Below are 17,857 nucleotides of genomic sequence, written 5' to 3'. Positions count from 1 at the left end.
AAAATCAGAAAATTTAGAATAATAATCTTATTTTATCAAGCTATCTTTTTGTAAGCAATTTTTGCCTACATTCAAAATATGTAATCTTTGTCACAAAATATTCTTATACTTATTACTTTTCTATCAAATTCTGTTAGGTGTATGATACTTGTAAAAATTATTTGTAAAAGAAAGGCATGATTAGAATGCTATATGCACTTTTAGGAGATTTACATTCTAATATTGCTGATACAAAAGCAGTATTAGCTCATATACAACAAACAGCAAAAGATGCTGAAATAATAGGTTTAGGTGATTTATATGAATGTACAGTGAGTAAGAAAAAAGCCCAAACAATATCCGGCTTACCTTTACAAAAAGCTGCGATTATTGAACATGATTTTGAGAATCTACTAACATTCCCATCGATTCGTGGCAATCAAGAAGAACGCATTACACATATTACAGGCATTGAGCGCTTTGTTGCATTGCCTGAAACAATGGATATCGAAGGTGCATTGCTTATTCATGGACATCAATTCCAATGGAGTGTTTCTTGGCAGCCGAAGTTTCCCGCCATTGAAAATCAACTTCTTTTTTTCGGACATAGTCATGAATCAGGAATTTATCGTCAAAATAAAAAGTTGCCAATTCGTATCCATTTCGGACAACCGATTGAGTTACAAGCAAAACAATATCGCATCAATGTCGGCTCTGTCGTTGATCACCGTGAATGGTGCCTCTACGATAGTGACAAGCGAACAGTTACTTTTATGTGTGCCTCGTCCTTCAATGGACAGGATGCAGTCGGTATTTAATGACAGTGTTGATGTCCGCTGCGGCGGTGCTATCCACTCAGCACACCGTAAGCCGCAACCCTCACTAGCGTGCAGGATGCCCGCGACTTACAGTGTGAGCATTTCTGCAGAAACTGCCTTCGCTACCATCAACTAGGTCGCCTACAAATTAATAGAAAGAGCTACTCGTTGATTGGAGTGGAAGGCGCGACACTCCAGCAGGACCAGCACGAGCTGAAAATCCATTTTTGCGGTGACAGCCGCAAAAATTAGTTGAAGCCGTCCCTGCGGAAAGGGAGCGCCTGGAACGGAAATCAACGCAGACGATACTACAAAATAAAACGCTAAAATTGTCTACAATTTTAGCGTTTTATTTTTTAACAATCACAGTCTTGTAGGGCATCTAGTAATTTTTGCATTTCATCAAGCTGGCAACATAGCGTTTGAATCATGCAATGCAAAATTGGAATTAGCTCTTGGCATATACAGAAACGTTGGACGTTTTGTGCTAATCGAACACCTGCTTGATGATGAATAATCATATCTTGAAGATAATTTATATTGATACTATTAGAGGTTGGTGGTGAGCATAATGCTTGGAACATCGTTTCAGCAATTTCTTTAAATGTGCACATATATTCGTATAATTCATATTCTGTATTTTGTACGATACAACATCTGTTTTGTATTGCTTCAAGACTTTCAACTAATTCAGTATGAGTTTTTATCACTTCTATTGCGAAATCTTGTACAGGGATATTCGTTGTATACTGCAATACATTTTCTGACATTCTTATAGCTGCAATTTGATGTGGAATTATTTGTTTGATGAAGTTTTCAGATATGCTACATGTTATCGTTACATAGGTCATCCCCTGCATCATCTTATTAATTATTCTTTTATTTTCCTCTAAATATGCCTGGGTTACATTACTAAGTGGAATTGGTTTGATCATTAGACACACTCCTTTCAGAGTAATGTATGCCCCGTAGGTTGTTGTGCGATAGACATTTGTACCATCGCGAACAGGAAGATTGCTATCTGTTTTTATATGTATGTAAACAATTTTGACAAATACATTTATTGCGTTCGTTAGAGACAATTTCTAATATTCCTTCAGGGAAATTATCCGTCATGCACCAACATGTCTGTTGACCTTCCGCAACACCACAATTATTTTCTTTCCCACATAAAGGACAACACTTTTCTTCATTTTGCATTTCATTACCTCCCCTCTTAACTGATTGTACAGTACTATAAAAGGAGTACGAAATACATTTATTTTCGCACTCCTTACAGCATTACTGATTACGTAAAGATTGAGTAATTTCTGCCTTCACTTCTTCACTATTAGTATCACTATATTTTGCCGTACCGTGCCCACCAGTTTGAGCTAGAAGCTCTTTAACTTCATTATAGGATAAACCTGCTTCGGCATTTTTACGCTTTACTTCATTAATATTCGTGCCCGAGGCTGCTAGCTGTTCTTCATTCATATAATATCTATCTCCTTTTACAATTCATCAGGCTGGAGTTCAATCAGCTCATCGCCTTCTCTTTGCACTCTTTTATTCAGTTCCCCAATCGGAATTATATCGACCGTTTGCATATCTTCGTGCAAATCAAAAATACTAATCGTATCCGAATCAACCATATCTGGCTTGTCCTTACTTGATAAGTTCATAAACATTCTTTTCTCAGGTGGTATATTTTCTTTGTTCATGTTGTCACACTCCTTTATCTTTAATGTGTGTAAACATGCATAGATTATGTGCTCTTCTTAATTGATTTATCAATCCGATGATATTCTGAAACTTGAATAACGCGCACATTCCTTGTATGCAATTCATGATATATTCCTCTGCTATCCGTAAATGCAATATATTGATCGCGCTCACTTTTTACCAACTGTTGGGCCTTTTCTTGTGATTCAATATGAATAAATCTCCGAACATAGTGATTTTCATCAAAAAAATACGTGATTTTAAATTCTTTCATGATCAGCAGCTCCTCTATTAATGCCCTTATGTTATCCAATAGTTGTCTTATCATCCTAAATCCCACGTCCTAGAAAGTATAAGATGAAGAACGTGAGCAATACTAAATTTTATCGAACTACGTTTACATGGAGGTTATGATATTGAACGCATCAAATAACGCATTATCCATTTTTGCTCTCGGGGGCATTAATGAAATAGGGAAAAATATGTATGTTATTCAATACGCAAACGATTTGTTAATTGTCGATTGTGGAGCGAAGTTTCCAGATGAAAGCCTATTAGGCATTGATTTGATTATCCCTGATATTACGTACTTACAAGAAAACAAAGAAAAAATTAAAGGTTTAATTGTAACGCATGGTCATGAAGATCATATAGGTGGTATTCCATACCTATTAAAGAAATTGAATATGCCCATTTATGCAACTCGTTTTACATTGGGCTTAATTGAATTAAAGCTAAAGGAGCATAAACTGCTGAGAGAAACCGAATTAATAGAAATTCGCTCAGATTCTTCTTTGCAATTTGGACAGATTGATGTTAGTTTCTTCAGAACAAATCATAGTATACCGGACTGTTTAGGCATTGTTTTTCATACACCTGAAGGTAATGTTGTCCACACAGGAGACTTTAAGTTTGATTTAACTCCGGTCAATAATCAGTTTGCGGATATCCACAAGATGGCGGATATTGGCTCAAAAGGTGTATTAGTCTTAATATCTGAAAGTACAAATGCTGAAAAGCCAGGATTAACGCCTTCAGAAAAACTTGTAGGACATCATATCGAAGAAGCTTTTCATCATGCCGAAGGAAAAATTGTGATTTCTACCTTTGCTTCCAACGTGAATCGAATTCAGCAAATTGTAGATGCCACATTAGCAACCAATCGCAAACTGGCATTGTTAGGGCGCAGTATGGTGAATGTTGTAGATGTCGCATTAGAGCGTGGCTATTTAACGATGCCTGATGATTTTTTACTTGATGCCCGTGAAGTGAAATATCTCCCTCCAGAGGAAGTCGTTGTGTTATGTACAGGTAGCCAGGGAGAACCATTAGCTGCACTTTCTCGTTTAGCTAGTGGCAATCACCGAGAAGTAAAAATTTTACCAGACGATACGGTCATTTTAGCCTCCTCTCCCATTCCAGGTAATGAAAAAGGTGTCTCCCGCATCGTCGATAATTTATTTCAGCTTGGAGCAAAAGTAATTTATGGTTCATCCAGTAACACGGGCATGCACGTTTCCGGACATGGTTATCAAGAGGATTTAAAGCTAATGCTGACGCTAATGAAGCCAACGTTTTTCATCCCAATTCATGGAGAGTTTCGCATGCTCCATCAACACCGTTTGTTAGCAGAATCGGTCGGTGTTAAAAAAGGACATACCTTCATTATAAAAAATGGGGACGTTGTGGATATTGAAAAATCCAAAGCAAGGCAAACACGAAAAATTCCATCTGGTGATACGTATGTGGATGGTATTGGAATTGGTGAAGTGGAGGGCATTGTATTACGCGATCGTAAACAACTTTCTGAGGACGGTATGCTTGTTATCGTGTTAACGCTTAATAAGAGTGATGGGTCGATTATTTTAGAACCTGATACGACATCGCGAGGGTTTGTGTATGCCAAGGAGTCAGAGGACTTGCTGAACAAAGTGAATGAAGTTGTAAAAGCGACCATTAGCGAACTCCAAGGGGAAACTAAACAACAACTATTTGTTTTAAGACGAGAAATTAAAAAAGCGGTTGGCCAATATCTTTTTTCTCAAACCAAACGCAAACCGATGATTTTACCTATTATTATTGAAGTTTAATTCAGCATTTAACGCAAGATGTTAACAAGTCGGTGGAAGACGTTAGCCCACCGACTTGTATTTTTATTTGAAGTCAGCGCTTTATTTGATATAACTCTCCTGTAAATATTTTATGTAGCGCCATATGATAAAACATTTGAAGTCGATCAAATCCATGATTTAAATGGTTAGTATGTTGTGCTGTTTGCTTTGCCGTATTTTGTATATGCTGTGGTAGCTCCTCTACGACCGTCAGCAAGGTATGTTTGTTTTTTAATAAAAGTTGACTTGTTTTTAATAGCTGGACGATGTTCGTTTGCACCTCCATAGTAGGGATATCTAACTTAATATGACGCAATTGAGTCCAATCTTTAGTCGGCTGATACCACTGGAGAAAGAAATATAAATAATCGCTTAAAATAATAGATTCATTCGGGATAATGGCAACGACATCATGGGCAATATACATTTCTTGTTCACATTGAAAAATATACTTTTTTGCATCGCCTACGTCATTTTTTGCTAGAATAATGGTTTTGGCTGGTACTTTTGCACATTTTGCATACGCAGTAACCGTTTCGTTTATTTTTGGTAACTGATGAATATCACCGTCCAATGCCAACCACTTTAAATTTTCAGCTGTAATGAATGGTTGGCCTCTAGTTGAGCTATATGATATATGCGGTGTTGTTAAACTAGCAACAATAAGGGCTATTTCATCTAATCTATAACGCTCCAACACGATTAAATCCTCCATTCTTAAAGAGCTTTTAATCCGTTATATCTAATAATAAAAATGTCAGAGTGTATAGCAAAATACTATAATTACCCTCTTTTAACATTTTTATAATGATTATTGTACCATTTTAATGTAACATTATCTACATTATATAACTTTAATGGTATATGCATTTTCATTGTTTTTCACTAGCTTTTTACATAGAGGTGAATGATATGTCAGACTTTTTAAAGCTAGTAGGTGAACAACTCCGTATCATTAGAGTTTCCAAAGGGCTTAGTCAAGAAGAAGTAGCAGAGAGAACGGGGAAGTTAGGTTTTAGCAAAGGTCGCATTTCAAATATTGAGCATGGACAATCTAATATTACGCTTAGTACTTTAGAGTTGCTGATGAAAGCGTTAGATATTGCACCTGAGGAACTTTTTAATTTTCAACGATTATCGGGTGTAACTGATATTGAAGAAAAGAATCTTATGCTCGACATTCATCGCTCATTATTACGAGAGCGCAATTTAGACGAAGTTAAATACGTAGTACGCATCACAAGAGATTTCCTCAATACAATTGATGCGCAATCAAAGAAAAACAGCTCCAATGTTGACTAACATTGGAGCTGTTCGACTGTAAATGTCGCTTGCTCAGCAACTTTCATAATATAGTGGATTCCGTTACCGTTCGCTCGCTTTCCGCGGGAATCTCCGTGGATTTTTCCTTTGTTAGTTTAGAATGCAACGCATAGAAATTGTATGAGTGACTGGCATGCCACAATAGCTCCAAGACATAAGAGTAGTAGCTCCTAAAGCGGAAAAATCCACTTCGCTTTCCGCAGGAGTCTAGTAGAATTGTGTGAGTGACTGGCACTCATATAGTAGCAGATACAAAACTTTGTGATTGTAGTGGAGGGTTGCTCGACTCCTGCGGGATAAGCGTGAGACTTAAGACCCCGCACGTAGCGCAGCGGAGGAGGAGGCTTAAGCCACGCCCGCGGAACGCGAGCAACCCGTAACGGAAATCACTAGCTACGTTGTGACCACAGAAAGCGACCGTCCGCAACAGTCACAGCAAGATTACTGCAGTCTATCTAACACTGTTTCTCTTTTACCCTATTCGCCTTCCATGCCGAACTTCTGACGATAACCACATTTTTTACATAGCTCTTCAACCGCTTCTCTTCGTGAAAAGCCATCGACTAAATTATTGGCACGCTCGCCTTCCACAATTTCACTAAAGGACTGCTCATGGACATTACCTAAGTTAATAACGCCTTCTCCATCGAGACAACATGGCACAACTGTACCATCTACTAAAATGGCTGCTTGGCTACGTAGCGCATGACAAAAACCTTTGCCCTCATCCGCTGGCGCAAGCAAGCTTGGCCATCTAAATTCATGGTCCTGATTTAAATAAATATTGTTAGCGATTTTCACGCCCTTGCCCGGCTGCACTTTCTCTTCAATACGAAAATCGAGATGATATTCATTCTCCAAAATTTCTAGCGTCTCACGGTTTCTTCTAGCTGCAATGTCTGAAACATGATCCTGCTGTAAATTCCACAACCGATACGAAATAATCGTGTTGTATTCTTTTGCTTCACGTACAAATTCTAAAATATCCCCTAAATACTTCTCACGATTTTCAGACCCCTCATGGCCATCAAAACTGTGTAAAGAGAAATTAATTTGACGTAATGCTGGTTTCCCTAATAGCTTTTCACGATTCTTTTTAATCAATGTGCCATTCGTTGTAATATTGACTTTAAAGCCTTTTTCATGAGCAGCATCTAATAACTGATTAATACGTGGATGTAATAGTGGCTCCCCTTTTACATGCAAATAAATATATTTGGTATGCGGACGTATTTCATCCAATATTTTATTAAATTGCTCGACCTTTATTAGACCTTTTGCACGCTCCGTTGGCGGGCAAAAACTACAAGCTAAATTACAGACACTTGTTATTTCTATATAAACCTTTTTAAATGTTTTCAACGTTTATTCACCGTTCCAGTTCCATAGTTATTCATATAATCTTATTCATTTTAACAAATTTTCGTGTTGGCGCGCAGAAATTCATTATTGATAGCCTAAATGTAATATTTCCATACTGCATTACTATTTCACAAGCTACAAATAATTTCTTCAATATTTCTCTTTACCTATAAGGCTACACGTACAAGTAAACGGCTAAGAATTTAATACTTTAATAATAATACTAAAAAGAAAGGAGTGAATACTATGACGGGTTTTTACAATCCTTCAAGAAAATCTAATAACCACAATGAACCTGAACGAGAAAACTCTAATAAACAAGCTAAAAATGACATTACAATAAATATTACTTTTAATATTGGCAACACCGAAAACCATTTTGAGCAAAGGGCTGAAGGTGGCGGGCAAATTAATAAAGATGTTGGTACAAACGCTAATCAAGGCGGGCAAAATGCGCTAAATCACAGCCAAACAAGAAATCTTAAATCCCAATTTGCAGATGGTAATAGCAGAAGTGGTATCGCCGGAGATGATAACGGTGAGGCTGGTGGGCAACAAGGTATTAAAGTTCGAGATAGTTTAGTTGTAGATAGCGATAGCCATTCCCACGCAAATCAATCTCAAGATGAGGAAGAGCTACTAGAAGAGGAAACACCTAACGAAAACAATGACTAAAGATAAAAAGTAAAACTTCTATCTGTAGGAATTTTCATCCTACCTGATAGAAGCTTTACTTTACACTGAGCGCTTATAATTTTTTGTGCCGTCATAGGAATAGAGCACCGGTTTGCTGTCAACCATCGTCTCTAGATGGACAGGACGCCCCCATAATTGATAAATATATGGCAATACATTTTCTAAATAATGTGGATCTAACTCCATCCCTTCAAAACCATGGACTAAATATAATTCACCGTTTCGTAAGTAATCGCCATTTTTTACAACGATATATGGGAACCCACCATTGACACGCATCGATACTAGCTGGTCACGTACCATTTCATGATCTTTATCTGTTATACGATATTCATTGCCCTTTTTTTGGAACAAATATAAATCCTCTTGCTTTGCTAAATCCTTCGTTAAATAGTTGCGAATAAAGGAAATATCCGATTCTATTTCTCGGACTTCAAACATTTTTTCGCGTCCGGTATTTGGTAGAACCCCTAATCTCCGCATCTCTTCACTCGGATTATTGTACCGTTTTTCGATATCCTCAAAAATTTTCAAGCCTAAATAATATGGGTTGATGGATGTTTTAGATGGTTGCACTACGCCAGCGTTTAACTTGGCATATTCAATCGTCTCCACTGTCGTTAAATTCAGTTCGCGCATAATGCGTTGATGCCAATAAGATGCCCAGCCTTCATTCATTATTTTCGTTTCTAATTGAGGCCAAAAATACAGCATTTCTTCACGCATCATCGTTAAAATATCACGCTGCCATTCCTCTAACTCTCGACTATGTTGCTCAATAAATAGTAATAAATCCTTTTCCGGTTTCACTGGAAACGGCTTGATTTTTCGGCGTACCGTCCTATGTTCTTTTTCCTTATTATCTAAATTCCATAGGTCATCATAAGGGGATCTAGAAACTACCACGTCTTCTTCATCAAAGTCTTCATCTTCTGCTGACAACTTAGGCCTTAAAATAGAAGGGTCGATATGTTCTTGAATAGCTAAAATCGCATCTAAAAACTGTTCTACCTCTTCCTTGCCATACTCTCTTTCATAGCTTGCAATACGTTCGGCCGTTGCAGTCATACTTTCAACCATATCACGTCTCGTATTTGAGAAGCGCACATTGTTTTTAAAGAAATCGCAGTGAGCTAATACATGCGCAATAATTAGCTTATTTTGTGTAAGTGAATTCGTATCAAGTAAAAATGCATAGCACGGATTGGAGTTAATAACGAGCTCATAAATTTGACTTAACCCTAAATCATATTGCAGCTTCATCTTATGAAATTGCTTTCCAAAGCTCCAGTGGGAAAAACGCGTAGGCATACCATATGCGCCAAATGTATAAATAATATCTGCAGGACATATTTCATAACGCATCGGGAAAAAATCTAACCCAAACCCTGTTGCAATTTCTGTTATTTCATCAATCGCACGGTGAAGCTCCTTCTCCATTTTTCAACCTCCTTCTTTCGGAAATGTATACTTAACACCCTCCACCATTATTTTTCATTTTGGACTTCATTTTTTTGGAAAAAGCTTTTTAAGGCATCATAGACATCGCCTTTTTTCTTCAAAATATGGTAGCGGAATTTTGGATCATCAATTTTTTTATACGTATACATTAATGTCGAGAATCGGTTATGCTGATTGACTTCTCCATAGCCAAACATGCTCGATACTTCCATCAATTCATGAACGAGCTTTAAACATTTTTCATTATCCATCGAAATATTTTCTCCATCTGAAAAATGCACAGGGTAAATATTATAGCGACTTGGATTATATTTCTCACGAATCAACTCTAACGCTTTTGTATACGCCGATGAACAAATCGTTCCGCCACTTTCCCCTTTCGTGAAGAACTCCTCTTCTGTCACCACTTTCGCCTCTGTATGATGTGCAATAAATTCGATCTCAACGGTCTCATATTTCGAACGTAAAAATCTTGTCATCCAAAAGAAGAAGCTTCTTGCGCAATATTTTTCAAAGGAACCCATTGAACCACTGGTATCCATCATGGCTAGTACGACTGCTTTCGATTCAGGTTTCTCTACTTCATCCCAAGTTTTAAAGCGTAAATCATCATTATGAATAGGTGTTATTTGCGCTTTTCCTTCCATAGCATTGCGTTTTAACGCATTCAATATCGTCCGCTTCTTATCGACATTACCCATAAGTCCTTTTTTTCTTATATCGTTAAATTCTATTTTTTCAGTTTGAATATCTGCTTTTTCCTTTTGCTGCAAATTAGGTAGCTCTAGCTCTTTAAATAACACATTTTGTACTTCTTCCATACTGACTTCTGCTTCATAATAATCTTTACCTGGCTTGTCACCAGCTTCTTTACCATTGCCATCGCCTTGATTGCTCTTACTACCGTCACGTGCGACAACATCCCCTACACTACTATCACCTTGTCCTTGACCGACATGCTTTGAATTATCATAGTTATAGCGTATTTTATATTCATCGAGGGAGCGTATCGGAATTTTAATGACCTCTCGACCATTGGACATAATAATGCTTTCCTCACTAACTAAATCAGGTAAATTATTTTTTATCGCATCTTTAACCTTTTCCATATGACGTTGCTGGTCTTGGTGCCCTTTACGATGGAGGGACCAATTTTCCTGAGAGATGACAAAACCCTTATTTTCGTTTTCAGTCATTTTTATCCTCACCCATCTATCAAATTCGCTTTTTCTATACTATGCTAGTCATCCGCTTTATTGAACTTTTTTAGAGAAATAAAAGGAGTGCCCTAAAATTGGGACACTCCTATTACGACAATCAATTACGCCCCTGCATAATAGTGACTAACAGTAAAATCACTAACGATTCAGTAAGCTGCCTACATACTGTAATAATTCATTGGCCGATGTTGTGTTATAGCCATGTTCATCGACAAGTCGAGCTACCACTTCATTAATCTTCTTCAATTGTGACTCATCTGGCATTTTTGAAGAAGTGGTAATTTTCACGACATCTTTTAAGTCAGCAAATAATTTCTTTTGAATGGCTTCTCGTAATCTTTCATGAGAATTATAGTCAAAGCGCTTGCCATTTCTTGCATAAGCAGAAATACGAATTAATATTTCTTCACGGAATGCCTTTTTCGCATTTTCCGAAATACCAATTTGCTCTTCAATTGAGCGCATTAGCTTCTCGTCTGGATTCATTTCTTCACCAGTTAAGCGATCGAAAATTTTATTTTTATTACAAAATGCCTCTACATTATCGAGGTAATTATTCATTAATGTTTTCGCAGATTCTTCATACGAATAAACGAATGCTTTTTGCACTTCATTTTTCGCGATTTCGTCATACTCTCTTCTCGCGACAGCAATATAATTCATATACTTTTCGCGATCCTCTTGTGATATAGAAGCATGCTGATCAAGGCCATCTTTCAGTGCACGCAATACATCCAATGCATTAATCGATGGCACTTCTTTGCGAATAATCGCTGAAGAAATTCGGTTAATAATATACCGTGGATCAATACCGTTCATGCCTTCATTAGGGAACTCTTTTTTCAGCTCCTCTAAGTCAACGGAATTAAATCCCTCCACATTTTCTCCGTCGTACAAGCGCATTTTTTTAATAAGATCCACACCTTGTTTTTTCGGAACTTCCAGCCTTGTTAGGACCGAAAAGATTGCTGCGGCCTTCAATGCATGTGGCGCAATATGAACATGGGACATATCACTTTCATTAATCATTTTTTCATAAATATGTTCTTCCTCGCTCACTTTTAAGTTATACGGTATCGGCATAACAATAATGCGCGAGTGTAAGGCTTCGTTCTTTTTATTCGAAATGAAGGAACGATATTCTGTTTCATTGGTATGCGCAACGATTAACTCATCCGCACTAATTAAGGCAAATCGCCCTGCCTTAAAATTCCCTTCTTGCGTAAGTGATAATAAATTCCATAAAAACTTTTCATCTAATTTCAGCATTTCTTGGAATTCCATCATCCCTCGGTTTGCCTTGTTTAACTCTCCATCAAAGCGATAAGCACGAGGGTCTGACTCGGAGCCAAAGACACCAATTGTGGAGAAGTCAATGCTTCCTGTCAAATCTGCAATATCTTGTGATTTTGGATCAGAAGGTGTGAAGGTTCCTATGCCTACACGTTTGTCTTCTGAAAAAGTAATACGCTCAATGATGACATTTTCAATACGCCCATCGTATTCTTTTTCAAGACGCATCGTATTTAAAGGCGATAAGCTGCCCTCAATTCGTATTCCATATTCTTCAAAAAAGTCATTACGTAAATGATGTGGAATTAAATGCAGAGGATCCTCGTGCATTGGACATCCTTTAATGGCAAAAACTGCTCCTTCTTCCGTACGCGAGAACTGTTCAAGTCCACGCTTTAACAAAGTCACAATAGTGGATTTCCCTCCACTTACAGGCCCCATCAATAACAAAATTCGTTTTCTAACATCTAACCTTCTTGCTGCTGGATGGAAATATTCCTCCACCAGTCTTTCAATTGCTGATTCAAGCCCAAAAATTTCTTTCCCGAAAAATTGATACATTTTTTGCCCATCGCGTTCCTCTACACCAGCGCTTTTTATCATACTGTAGACGCGAGAATGGGCTGTTTGAGCAACTTCAGGTCTTTCCTTAAGAATGCTTAAATAGTCTGCAAATGTACCTTCCCACTTCAGTCGATTTTCTTCTTCGCGATAGCTCTTCACTTTATCTAAAATGTTGATAGCCTTCCCTCCATTCAGGGCTTGATTTATAACATAGTATGAAGTTAAAGACATTATGATACCCATTACTTTTTCTTCGATTTAAGTTTCTTCTTATTGTTCCGTTATTTTCTTGCTCAAAAAAGGGATTTACTGCATGTAAAGTGGACTTATGAAATATTCATTTTCGGTTATTCTATCTGTAGAAAGGAGGTCCAATTTTGAATCGTCATTTTATTTCCCTTCTAACTTGTATACTTTTGTGGAGTTATTTTTCCCCAACAGAGACGTTAGCAAATGAGGGACCGAGTAATGAAGAAATTTTACAACAACGTATGGCTTATTATGTACAATTCGATGAATTATTAATTCCATGGCATTTCTTAGCTGCTATTGACCAATATGAGCGCAATCTCCAATCTGTTCGTAAAGATATTCCTAAGCGAGATGGCTTTATTGCCATTCAATTTTCTGATGAATATTGGTCCGGAGCATTAAATCCTGTCAAGGAAGATACGATACCCGAAACCATCAGTTACTTTGGTGGTATGGGACTTGATGGCAACAATGATGGTATTGCAAGCCCCAAAGATGATGTCGATGTTATTTTTTCTATGGCAAGCTATATCAGTCAATTTGGCTCCACAGATGAAGATTTCAAACTTGCATTATGGGAATACTACAGAAGCGAAGAAGCGGTTAATCAAGTTGTCACGATCTCCACTTTGTATAAGCATTTTAAAACAACGGAGCTAGATGCCCATACATTCCCTCTTCCAACCCGCTATGATTACAGCTATAGGGGAACCTGGGGCGACAACAGAGGCTGGGGCGGTAGACGTATCCATGAAGGAACGGATATTTTTGCTGGCTATGGTACGCCTGTCCTGTCCACTTCCTATGGAGTCGTCGAAATTAAAGGCTGGAACCAATTTGGTGGATGGCGAATTGGTATTCGTGATAATCATAATTCTTATCATTATTATGCCCATCTCGGGAGCTTTCATAAAGACATAAAGGTTGGAGATATTGTAGAACCAGGGCAAGTACTCGGCTATGTCGGCAGCTCAGGTTACGGTAAAGAAGGAACTTCTGGTAAATTCCCACCACATCTTCATTACGGTATATACAAATTTAACGGTCGAACAGAATGGGCATTTGATCCATATCCATCCTTATTACAATGGGAACGACAAGCAAAAAAAGAAAAGCAATAAAATTTGTCTAAAAATAGTAAAAGCATCCCAAATATACGATAAATATAGTGCGACAAGCCTCCTTAAGACAAGCACATTAGTAGGCTTGTCTTCATTTTTTTATCATTAAAGTAGGCATAAAGTAGCGCATAATTAAAAAACTATAAAAATTATAAGAAAAATGTAAATTAATTATGCCAAAAAACCTTTTTTAGTATATATAACAAAATAATTCTACTTTTCTTATGAAATAGTAATAAAATAAATAGATGGTATTAGTTCTATATAAAAAGTAAAAGGATGGAAGAAATGAACGGATTATTTCAATTCAAAACAATTAAAGCACGCATTTTAACTACATTTATCATTTTATTAGTATTATTTGTTTGCTTTACAACTTATACTTATTTTTCAAATACAAACATGGAAAAACAAGCAAAAGGACTTGTGAAGGAAGATTTAGTAGTTTTAGAAGCGAGTAAAGATTTATCGATGTCTATAAGCGTACGATTGTCTGCAGCCTTAAATTATGTTGTAACAGGCGATGAAACATACATAGATACTTTTAATAAGTACCGTCAACTTGCTGAAGATAGTAATCAGATTGTAGAGCAATATGAAAAAACAGCAGAACGTGAAAAACTTGTAGAAGTAGCTCGTGAATGGAGCAACCGTGTGAATAGCGAAGTATTTGAAGTATATAAGCGCGGCGATAAACAATTAGCATTAGAAAATTTAACAGCGATGAATGATCTTGTTACGCAAGTTCGAACTGGTTATGAGGAAGTAGCCGATAAACGTACAAAGTCAATTAAGGAAGTCGGTAATGATGTCGTAACGACAAGTGCAAACAATAAAACCATTGGAATGATTGTCAGTCTTATTTTAACAATAAGCGGCATTCTCATTGCTATTTTTACAGCTAGTAGAATTTCTAAACCAATTACGGTTGTTGCTAATCGTATGAGAGAATTAGCAGATGGCAATTTGCGCCATGAACCATTTGCCGTAACACAGCAAGATGAAATAGGGCAATTAATGTACTCTGCCAATGACCTAAATGAAAAGTTAAAAGAAACAATCAGCTCGATTCATAATGTGTCTGAAACGGTCGCTGCTAGTAGTGAAGAATTAGCGCAGTCTGCCAATGAAGTACAAACCGGTACAGAACAAATTTCTTATACTATGCAAGAACTTGCTACAGGTACTGAAACACAAGCTTCGACGGCTGGCGATTTAGCTGAAACAATGACTACTTTCCAACGCAATGTTCATGAAACAACGCAAGAAGGTATAGAGTTAAAAGAACATTCCGAGCATGTCCATGATTTAACAACAACGGGTAAACAATTAATGGTACAATCAACGCAACAAATGGCAACTATTAATGATATTGTATTGGATTCAGTGAAAAAGGTAGAAGGCTTGAACGCACAGTCTGCTGAAATTTCTAAGCTAGTTTCAGTTATAGATGAAATTTCAAACCAAACGAATTTGCTAGCGTTAAACGCTGCCATTGAAGCGGCTCGTGCAGGAGAACATGGCAAAGGCTTTGCCGTCGTTGCTGATGAAGTGCGTAAGCTGGCAGAACAAGTGCAATTCTCTGTTACTGATATTTCAACAATTGTCCATCGCATTCAAGACGAAACAGGTACTGTAACCAACTCACTACAATCAGGCTATGAGGAAGTACGAAAAGGAACTGCACAATTAGATCAAACCAATAGTACGTTCGATCAAATTTCGCAAGCTGTAGAAGATATGAATGATAATATTAACGTCATTTCACAAAACTTAACGAAAATTTCTCAACACTCAGAAGCAATTAATGGTTCTATTGATGAAATGGCCTCTATTTCACAAGAATCTGCAGCTGGCGTAGAACAAACAACTGCAACTGTTGAAGAAACAGCAGCAACAATGGATGAGGTTTCAAAAAGCGCAAATCAATTGGCTGAAATGGCAGAAGAGCTAAATACGCAACTACAAAAATTTACTTTATAACAAGCAAAAAGCTATCCGAATGTTTTTCGTGATAGCTTTTTTTCTTAAGCAAAGCGTATTTTCGGACAACTAGTGTCCTTCATTACTGCCAAGTTCGAATAGGTACTCTTTCCAGTTCATGGCGCTTTATAATAATACTGAGCTTCTGAAACCATTGTTCACATAATTCCATCGCCTCGATATACGTATCATCCTCTTTTGCAATACCATCCTCTTGTTCAAAAAATACATATTCCATAATGGGTGCAGAAATATTATCTACAACCATTTTTAAAGCTAAATGTGACACCTCTTCCAGTTCCTCATAATCGTCTTCATCTATATCATCATCTGCTACTAAAAAGTCCCCTTCTTCCTCTAGTAGTGAATCACTCAATAAGCCATTACTTGTTCTTGCTATGATAACACCGTCCTCTACAATCGCTACTTCATATAGTTCGTTAAAATAAATTTCCTTTTTTGTTACCTCTGCTTCCCAATCCTCTCTCTCAGCTAGCATCAATGTTTTTGTCTGCTCATTCAATAACAAGGCATGTAAACTGTCACTGGCGATGGTGCCATGTGTATGGGGAATATTATTAAATTCTTCTTCACTAGCTAATTTTAGTTCAGTCATTATTTTATAACTATGATATATTCCTTTAATATAACGAATGGCTCCAACGCTCACTAACGCTAAGCCAATTAAAAAGTATATTTTCTTAATTAGTACCGCTTCCATAGCATTGGATAAAAACAAATAAATTGTACCTAACAATAATAGAAAGACCGTTTTCATAAACATCCCACCTTCAAAAAATAATAGATAGGAAAAATACATCTATATATTAGAAATCTTATTCAGTTATCTCTTATTTCATTCCAGCATGATAATCGACAACGACAAAAAAGCAGCAACACGTTTGGAAGACGTGTCGCTGCTCATAAATTTAATAAACACTTACCCCTAAATGTTTATTGAACAAATTCATGTAAATTGTGTTACGAGTAACACCGATGGAATAAAGGATAAAGCAAAAACAAAGACATACCATACAGAAGTACGGCGTAATGAAAAACGAACTTTGTTGCGTTCTGCATAAAAAATATCTAACATAACAGCAACTATCAGTGGAATACTAACACAAGAAACAGCAATTAAAATAAGATCAAAAAATATCATAAAAGCACCCCTCTGTTCATGAACATTTCTTTTCCCTTTGTGACAATTTTGTGTCTATTTAAGTGTACACAATTCCGTCACATTTATCAACAGTTCTAATGAAAAAAATGGTACTTTTACAAAATATTTTTTAATTACCTAATGAATGTGTTTTCAATCTCTATATTTATATGTTAGTCCCTTTAAGAAATTGCGGACAAATCGATCTAAACATTCTTTATAATTGCGATGACTCGGATTTCTTAAAATAGCACCGAGTTCCCCTTTCGATACTGTTACGCCACCTTCATATAAAATTTCTAGCATATCTTCCGTTGTTAAAGACAATGCAATTTTTACTTTTTTCAACAGCATATTATTGCGGCTTTCCGTTCCAGTAACAGGGGGTGGTCCTTCCTGTTGCCCTTGTTTTGGCTGTTGTGGGCCACGTTTAAATATAATGAGCCCATTAAGGAATCCTTCTAACATTTTGTTATTACACTTAATGTAGTGCTCTGGAATCTCCTCTTCGGGATCTTTAATTTTTATAAGCATGTTCATTACATCATCTTTTGTATATTTCATGCCACCTAGCTTAAAAATTTCTACCATATCGGTATTTTTAATGTCCAATGCATATCGTAAACGAATCAAAATATCGTTATTCGTCATACTAAAAACCTCCTTGATCATCTAGCAAAGCTTTAATTTTAAGAGCCAGGCTTTATTATAACAGAGTAAATTGCATTTATAGCTACCTTTCCTGTTATTCCTAACTATAGTATTTAGCTTGCACATTTCCTTCTTTTTAAATGTATGAAAAACTAGC

General features: G+C 36.8%; 19 protein-coding genes. 6 read left to right on the top strand and 13 right to left on the bottom strand.

Translation table 11 applies throughout. The annotated features are described in order from the left end of the window. Positions 1–185 precede the first annotated feature (185 nt). On the top strand, positions 186–797 hold the full coding sequence (locus tag ACIQXI_RS19750) for a metallophosphoesterase family protein (protein WP_402928058.1): 612 nt from the start codon (positions 186–188) through the stop codon (positions 795–797). 356 nt (positions 798–1,153) lie between these two features. Here ACIQXI_RS19750 and ACIQXI_RS19745 read toward each other — a convergent pair whose 3' ends face one another. The 5 genes from ACIQXI_RS19745 to ACIQXI_RS19725 form a co-directional block, all read right to left on the bottom strand. Continuing rightward, the gene (locus tag ACIQXI_RS19745; protein WP_402927971.1) at positions 1,154–1,732 is read right to left on the bottom strand and encodes a DUF305 domain-containing protein; all 579 of its coding nucleotides are present in this window, start codon (positions 1,730–1,732) and stop codon (positions 1,154–1,156) included. Between the two features lie 82 nt (positions 1,733–1,814). Next, positions 1,815–1,997 carry a cysteine-rich CWC family protein gene (locus ACIQXI_RS19740; RefSeq protein WP_402927969.1) on the bottom strand — a complete coding sequence of 61 codons (183 nt, stop codon included), beginning with the start codon at positions 1,995–1,997 and terminating at the stop codon, positions 1,815–1,817. Between the two features lie 81 nt (positions 1,998–2,078). Beyond that, positions 2,079–2,273, bottom strand: coding sequence for a gamma-type small acid-soluble spore protein (locus ACIQXI_RS19735; RefSeq protein WP_402927967.1), 195 nt, complete (start codon positions 2,271–2,273; stop codon positions 2,079–2,081). A 17-nt stretch (positions 2,274–2,290) separates the two neighbouring features. Further along, a complete protein-coding gene (locus ACIQXI_RS19730) occupies positions 2,291–2,500 on the bottom strand; it encodes a hypothetical protein (RefSeq protein WP_402927966.1) in 210 nt (69 codons plus the stop codon). Between the two features lie 44 nt (positions 2,501–2,544). Further along, a complete protein-coding gene (locus ACIQXI_RS19725) occupies positions 2,545–2,775 on the bottom strand; it encodes a hypothetical protein (RefSeq protein WP_402927964.1) in 231 nt (76 codons plus the stop codon). A gap of 136 nt (positions 2,776–2,911) precedes the next feature. Here ACIQXI_RS19725 and ACIQXI_RS19720 point away from each other — a divergent pair, with 136 nt between their 5' ends. Then, positions 2,912–4,591 carry a ribonuclease J gene (locus ACIQXI_RS19720; protein ID WP_402927963.1) on the top strand — a complete coding sequence of 560 codons (1,680 nt, stop codon included), beginning with the start codon at positions 2,912–2,914 and terminating at the stop codon, positions 4,589–4,591. Between the two features lie 73 nt (positions 4,592–4,664). Here the strand turns inward: ACIQXI_RS19720 and ACIQXI_RS19715 are convergent, their stop codons facing one another. After that, a complete protein-coding gene (locus ACIQXI_RS19715) occupies positions 4,665–5,312 on the bottom strand; it encodes a restriction endonuclease subunit S (RefSeq protein ID WP_402927962.1) in 648 nt (215 codons plus the stop codon). 212 nt (positions 5,313–5,524) lie between these two features. On the opposite strand from ACIQXI_RS19715, the gene ACIQXI_RS19710 reads away from it, so the two are divergent. Next, positions 5,525–5,914 carry a helix-turn-helix domain-containing protein gene (locus tag ACIQXI_RS19710; RefSeq protein WP_173479607.1) on the top strand — a complete coding sequence of 130 codons (390 nt, stop codon included), beginning with the start codon at positions 5,525–5,527 and terminating at the stop codon, positions 5,912–5,914. 498 nt (positions 5,915–6,412) lie between these two features. Here ACIQXI_RS19710 and ACIQXI_RS19705 read toward each other — a convergent pair whose 3' ends face one another. After that, the gene (locus ACIQXI_RS19705) at positions 6,413–7,297 is read right to left on the bottom strand and encodes a radical SAM/SPASM domain-containing protein (RefSeq protein WP_402927960.1); all 885 of its coding nucleotides are present in this window, start codon (positions 7,295–7,297) and stop codon (positions 6,413–6,415) included. Positions 7,298–7,543: 246 nt separating this feature from the next. Here ACIQXI_RS19705 and ACIQXI_RS19700 point away from each other — a divergent pair, with 246 nt between their 5' ends. Beyond that, entirely contained in the window at positions 7,544–7,972 is a 429-nt protein-coding gene (locus ACIQXI_RS19700; protein ID WP_402927959.1) for a hypothetical protein, read from the top strand. A 60-nt stretch (positions 7,973–8,032) separates the two neighbouring features. Here the strand turns inward: ACIQXI_RS19700 and ACIQXI_RS19695 are convergent, their stop codons facing one another. The 3 genes from ACIQXI_RS19695 to ACIQXI_RS19685 form a co-directional block, all read right to left on the bottom strand. Next, positions 8,033–9,433, bottom strand: coding sequence for a SpoVR family protein (locus ACIQXI_RS19695; protein WP_402927957.1), 1,401 nt, complete (start codon positions 9,431–9,433; stop codon positions 8,033–8,035). A 47-nt stretch (positions 9,434–9,480) separates the two neighbouring features. Continuing rightward, positions 9,481–10,650: a sporulation protein YhbH gene (gene yhbH, locus ACIQXI_RS19690; protein ID WP_402927955.1), complete on the bottom strand. Its 1,170-nt coding sequence runs from the start codon at positions 10,648–10,650 to the stop codon at positions 9,481–9,483. Positions 10,651–10,812: 162 nt separating this feature from the next. Beyond that, complete coding sequence (locus tag ACIQXI_RS19685; RefSeq protein ID WP_402928057.1) at positions 10,813–12,708, bottom strand: PrkA family serine protein kinase; 1,896 nt, start codon at positions 12,706–12,708, stop codon at positions 10,813–10,815. Between the two features lie 200 nt (positions 12,709–12,908). Here ACIQXI_RS19685 and ACIQXI_RS19680 point away from each other — a divergent pair, with 200 nt between their 5' ends. Together ACIQXI_RS19680 and ACIQXI_RS19675 are read left to right on the top strand one after the other, a co-directional pair. After that, entirely contained in the window at positions 12,909–13,904 is a 996-nt protein-coding gene (locus ACIQXI_RS19680; protein WP_402927953.1) for a M23 family metallopeptidase, read from the top strand. Between the two features lie 288 nt (positions 13,905–14,192). Further along, positions 14,193–15,887 (top strand): methyl-accepting chemotaxis protein, encoded by a 1,695-nt coding sequence (locus ACIQXI_RS19675; RefSeq protein WP_402927951.1) that lies wholly within the window; start codon positions 14,193–14,195, stop codon positions 15,885–15,887. Positions 15,888–15,969: 82 nt separating this feature from the next. Here ACIQXI_RS19675 and ACIQXI_RS19670 read toward each other — a convergent pair whose 3' ends face one another. From ACIQXI_RS19670 to ACIQXI_RS19660, 3 genes are all read right to left on the bottom strand, one after another. After that, the gene (locus ACIQXI_RS19670) at positions 15,970–16,665 is read right to left on the bottom strand and encodes a hypothetical protein (RefSeq protein WP_402927950.1); all 696 of its coding nucleotides are present in this window, start codon (positions 16,663–16,665) and stop codon (positions 15,970–15,972) included. A 189-nt stretch (positions 16,666–16,854) separates the two neighbouring features. Then, positions 16,855–17,049: a hypothetical protein gene (locus ACIQXI_RS19665; protein WP_402927949.1), complete on the bottom strand. Its 195-nt coding sequence runs from the start codon at positions 17,047–17,049 to the stop codon at positions 16,855–16,857. A gap of 153 nt (positions 17,050–17,202) precedes the next feature. Beyond that, positions 17,203–17,700, bottom strand: a complete 498-nt coding sequence (locus ACIQXI_RS19660) for a YehS family protein (protein WP_402927947.1) — start codon at positions 17,698–17,700, stop codon at positions 17,203–17,205. Between the last annotated feature and the right edge of the window lie 157 nt (positions 17,701–17,857).

The sequence above is a fragment of the Lysinibacillus sp. NPDC097195 genome (assembly GCF_044762075.1).
Taxonomy (GTDB): Bacteria; Bacillota; Bacilli; order Bacillales_A; family Planococcaceae; genus Lysinibacillus.
Note: the sequence above shows the minus strand (reverse complement) of the source record. Positions and strands in the feature narration are given on the sequence as shown.

Bases quoted from the DNA above. Each gene is read 5' to 3' on its own strand.
- ACIQXI_RS19750 (WP_402928058.1), top strand. From the start codon at position 186: ATGCTATATGCACTTTTAGGAGATTTACATTCTAATATTGCTGATACA.
- ACIQXI_RS19745 (WP_402927971.1), bottom strand. From the start codon at position 1,732: ATGATCAAACCAATTCCACTTAGTAATGTAACCCAGGCATATTTAGAG.
- ACIQXI_RS19740 (WP_402927969.1), bottom strand. From the start codon at position 1,997: ATGCAAAATGAAGAAAAGTGTTGTCCTTTATGTGGGAAAGAAAATAAT.
- ACIQXI_RS19735 (WP_402927967.1), bottom strand. From the start codon at position 2,273: ATGAATGAAGAACAGCTAGCAGCCTCGGGCACGAATATTAATGAAGTA.
- ACIQXI_RS19730 (WP_402927966.1), bottom strand. From the start codon at position 2,500: ATGAACAAAGAAAATATACCACCTGAGAAAAGAATGTTTATGAACTTA.
- ACIQXI_RS19725 (WP_402927964.1), bottom strand. From the start codon at position 2,775: ATGAAAGAATTTAAAATCACGTATTTTTTTGATGAAAATCACTATGTT.
- ACIQXI_RS19720 (WP_402927963.1), top strand. From the start codon at position 2,912: ATGATATTGAACGCATCAAATAACGCATTATCCATTTTTGCTCTCGGG.
- ACIQXI_RS19710 (WP_173479607.1), top strand. From the start codon at position 5,525: ATGTCAGACTTTTTAAAGCTAGTAGGTGAACAACTCCGTATCATTAGA.
- ACIQXI_RS19700 (WP_402927959.1), top strand. From the start codon at position 7,544: ATGACGGGTTTTTACAATCCTTCAAGAAAATCTAATAACCACAATGAA.
- ACIQXI_RS19695 (WP_402927957.1), bottom strand. From the start codon at position 9,433: ATGGAGAAGGAGCTTCACCGTGCGATTGATGAAATAACAGAAATTGCA.
- yhbH (WP_402927955.1), bottom strand. From the start codon at position 10,650: ATGACTGAAAACGAAAATAAGGGTTTTGTCATCTCTCAGGAAAATTGG.
- ACIQXI_RS19675 (WP_402927951.1), top strand. From the start codon at position 14,193: ATGAACGGATTATTTCAATTCAAAACAATTAAAGCACGCATTTTAACT.
- ACIQXI_RS19670 (WP_402927950.1), bottom strand. From the start codon at position 16,665: ATGAAAACGGTCTTTCTATTATTGTTAGGTACAATTTATTTGTTTTTA.
- ACIQXI_RS19665 (WP_402927949.1), bottom strand. From the start codon at position 17,049: ATGATATTTTTTGATCTTATTTTAATTGCTGTTTCTTGTGTTAGTATT.
- ACIQXI_RS19660 (WP_402927947.1), bottom strand. From the start codon at position 17,700: ATGACGAATAACGATATTTTGATTCGTTTACGATATGCATTGGACATT.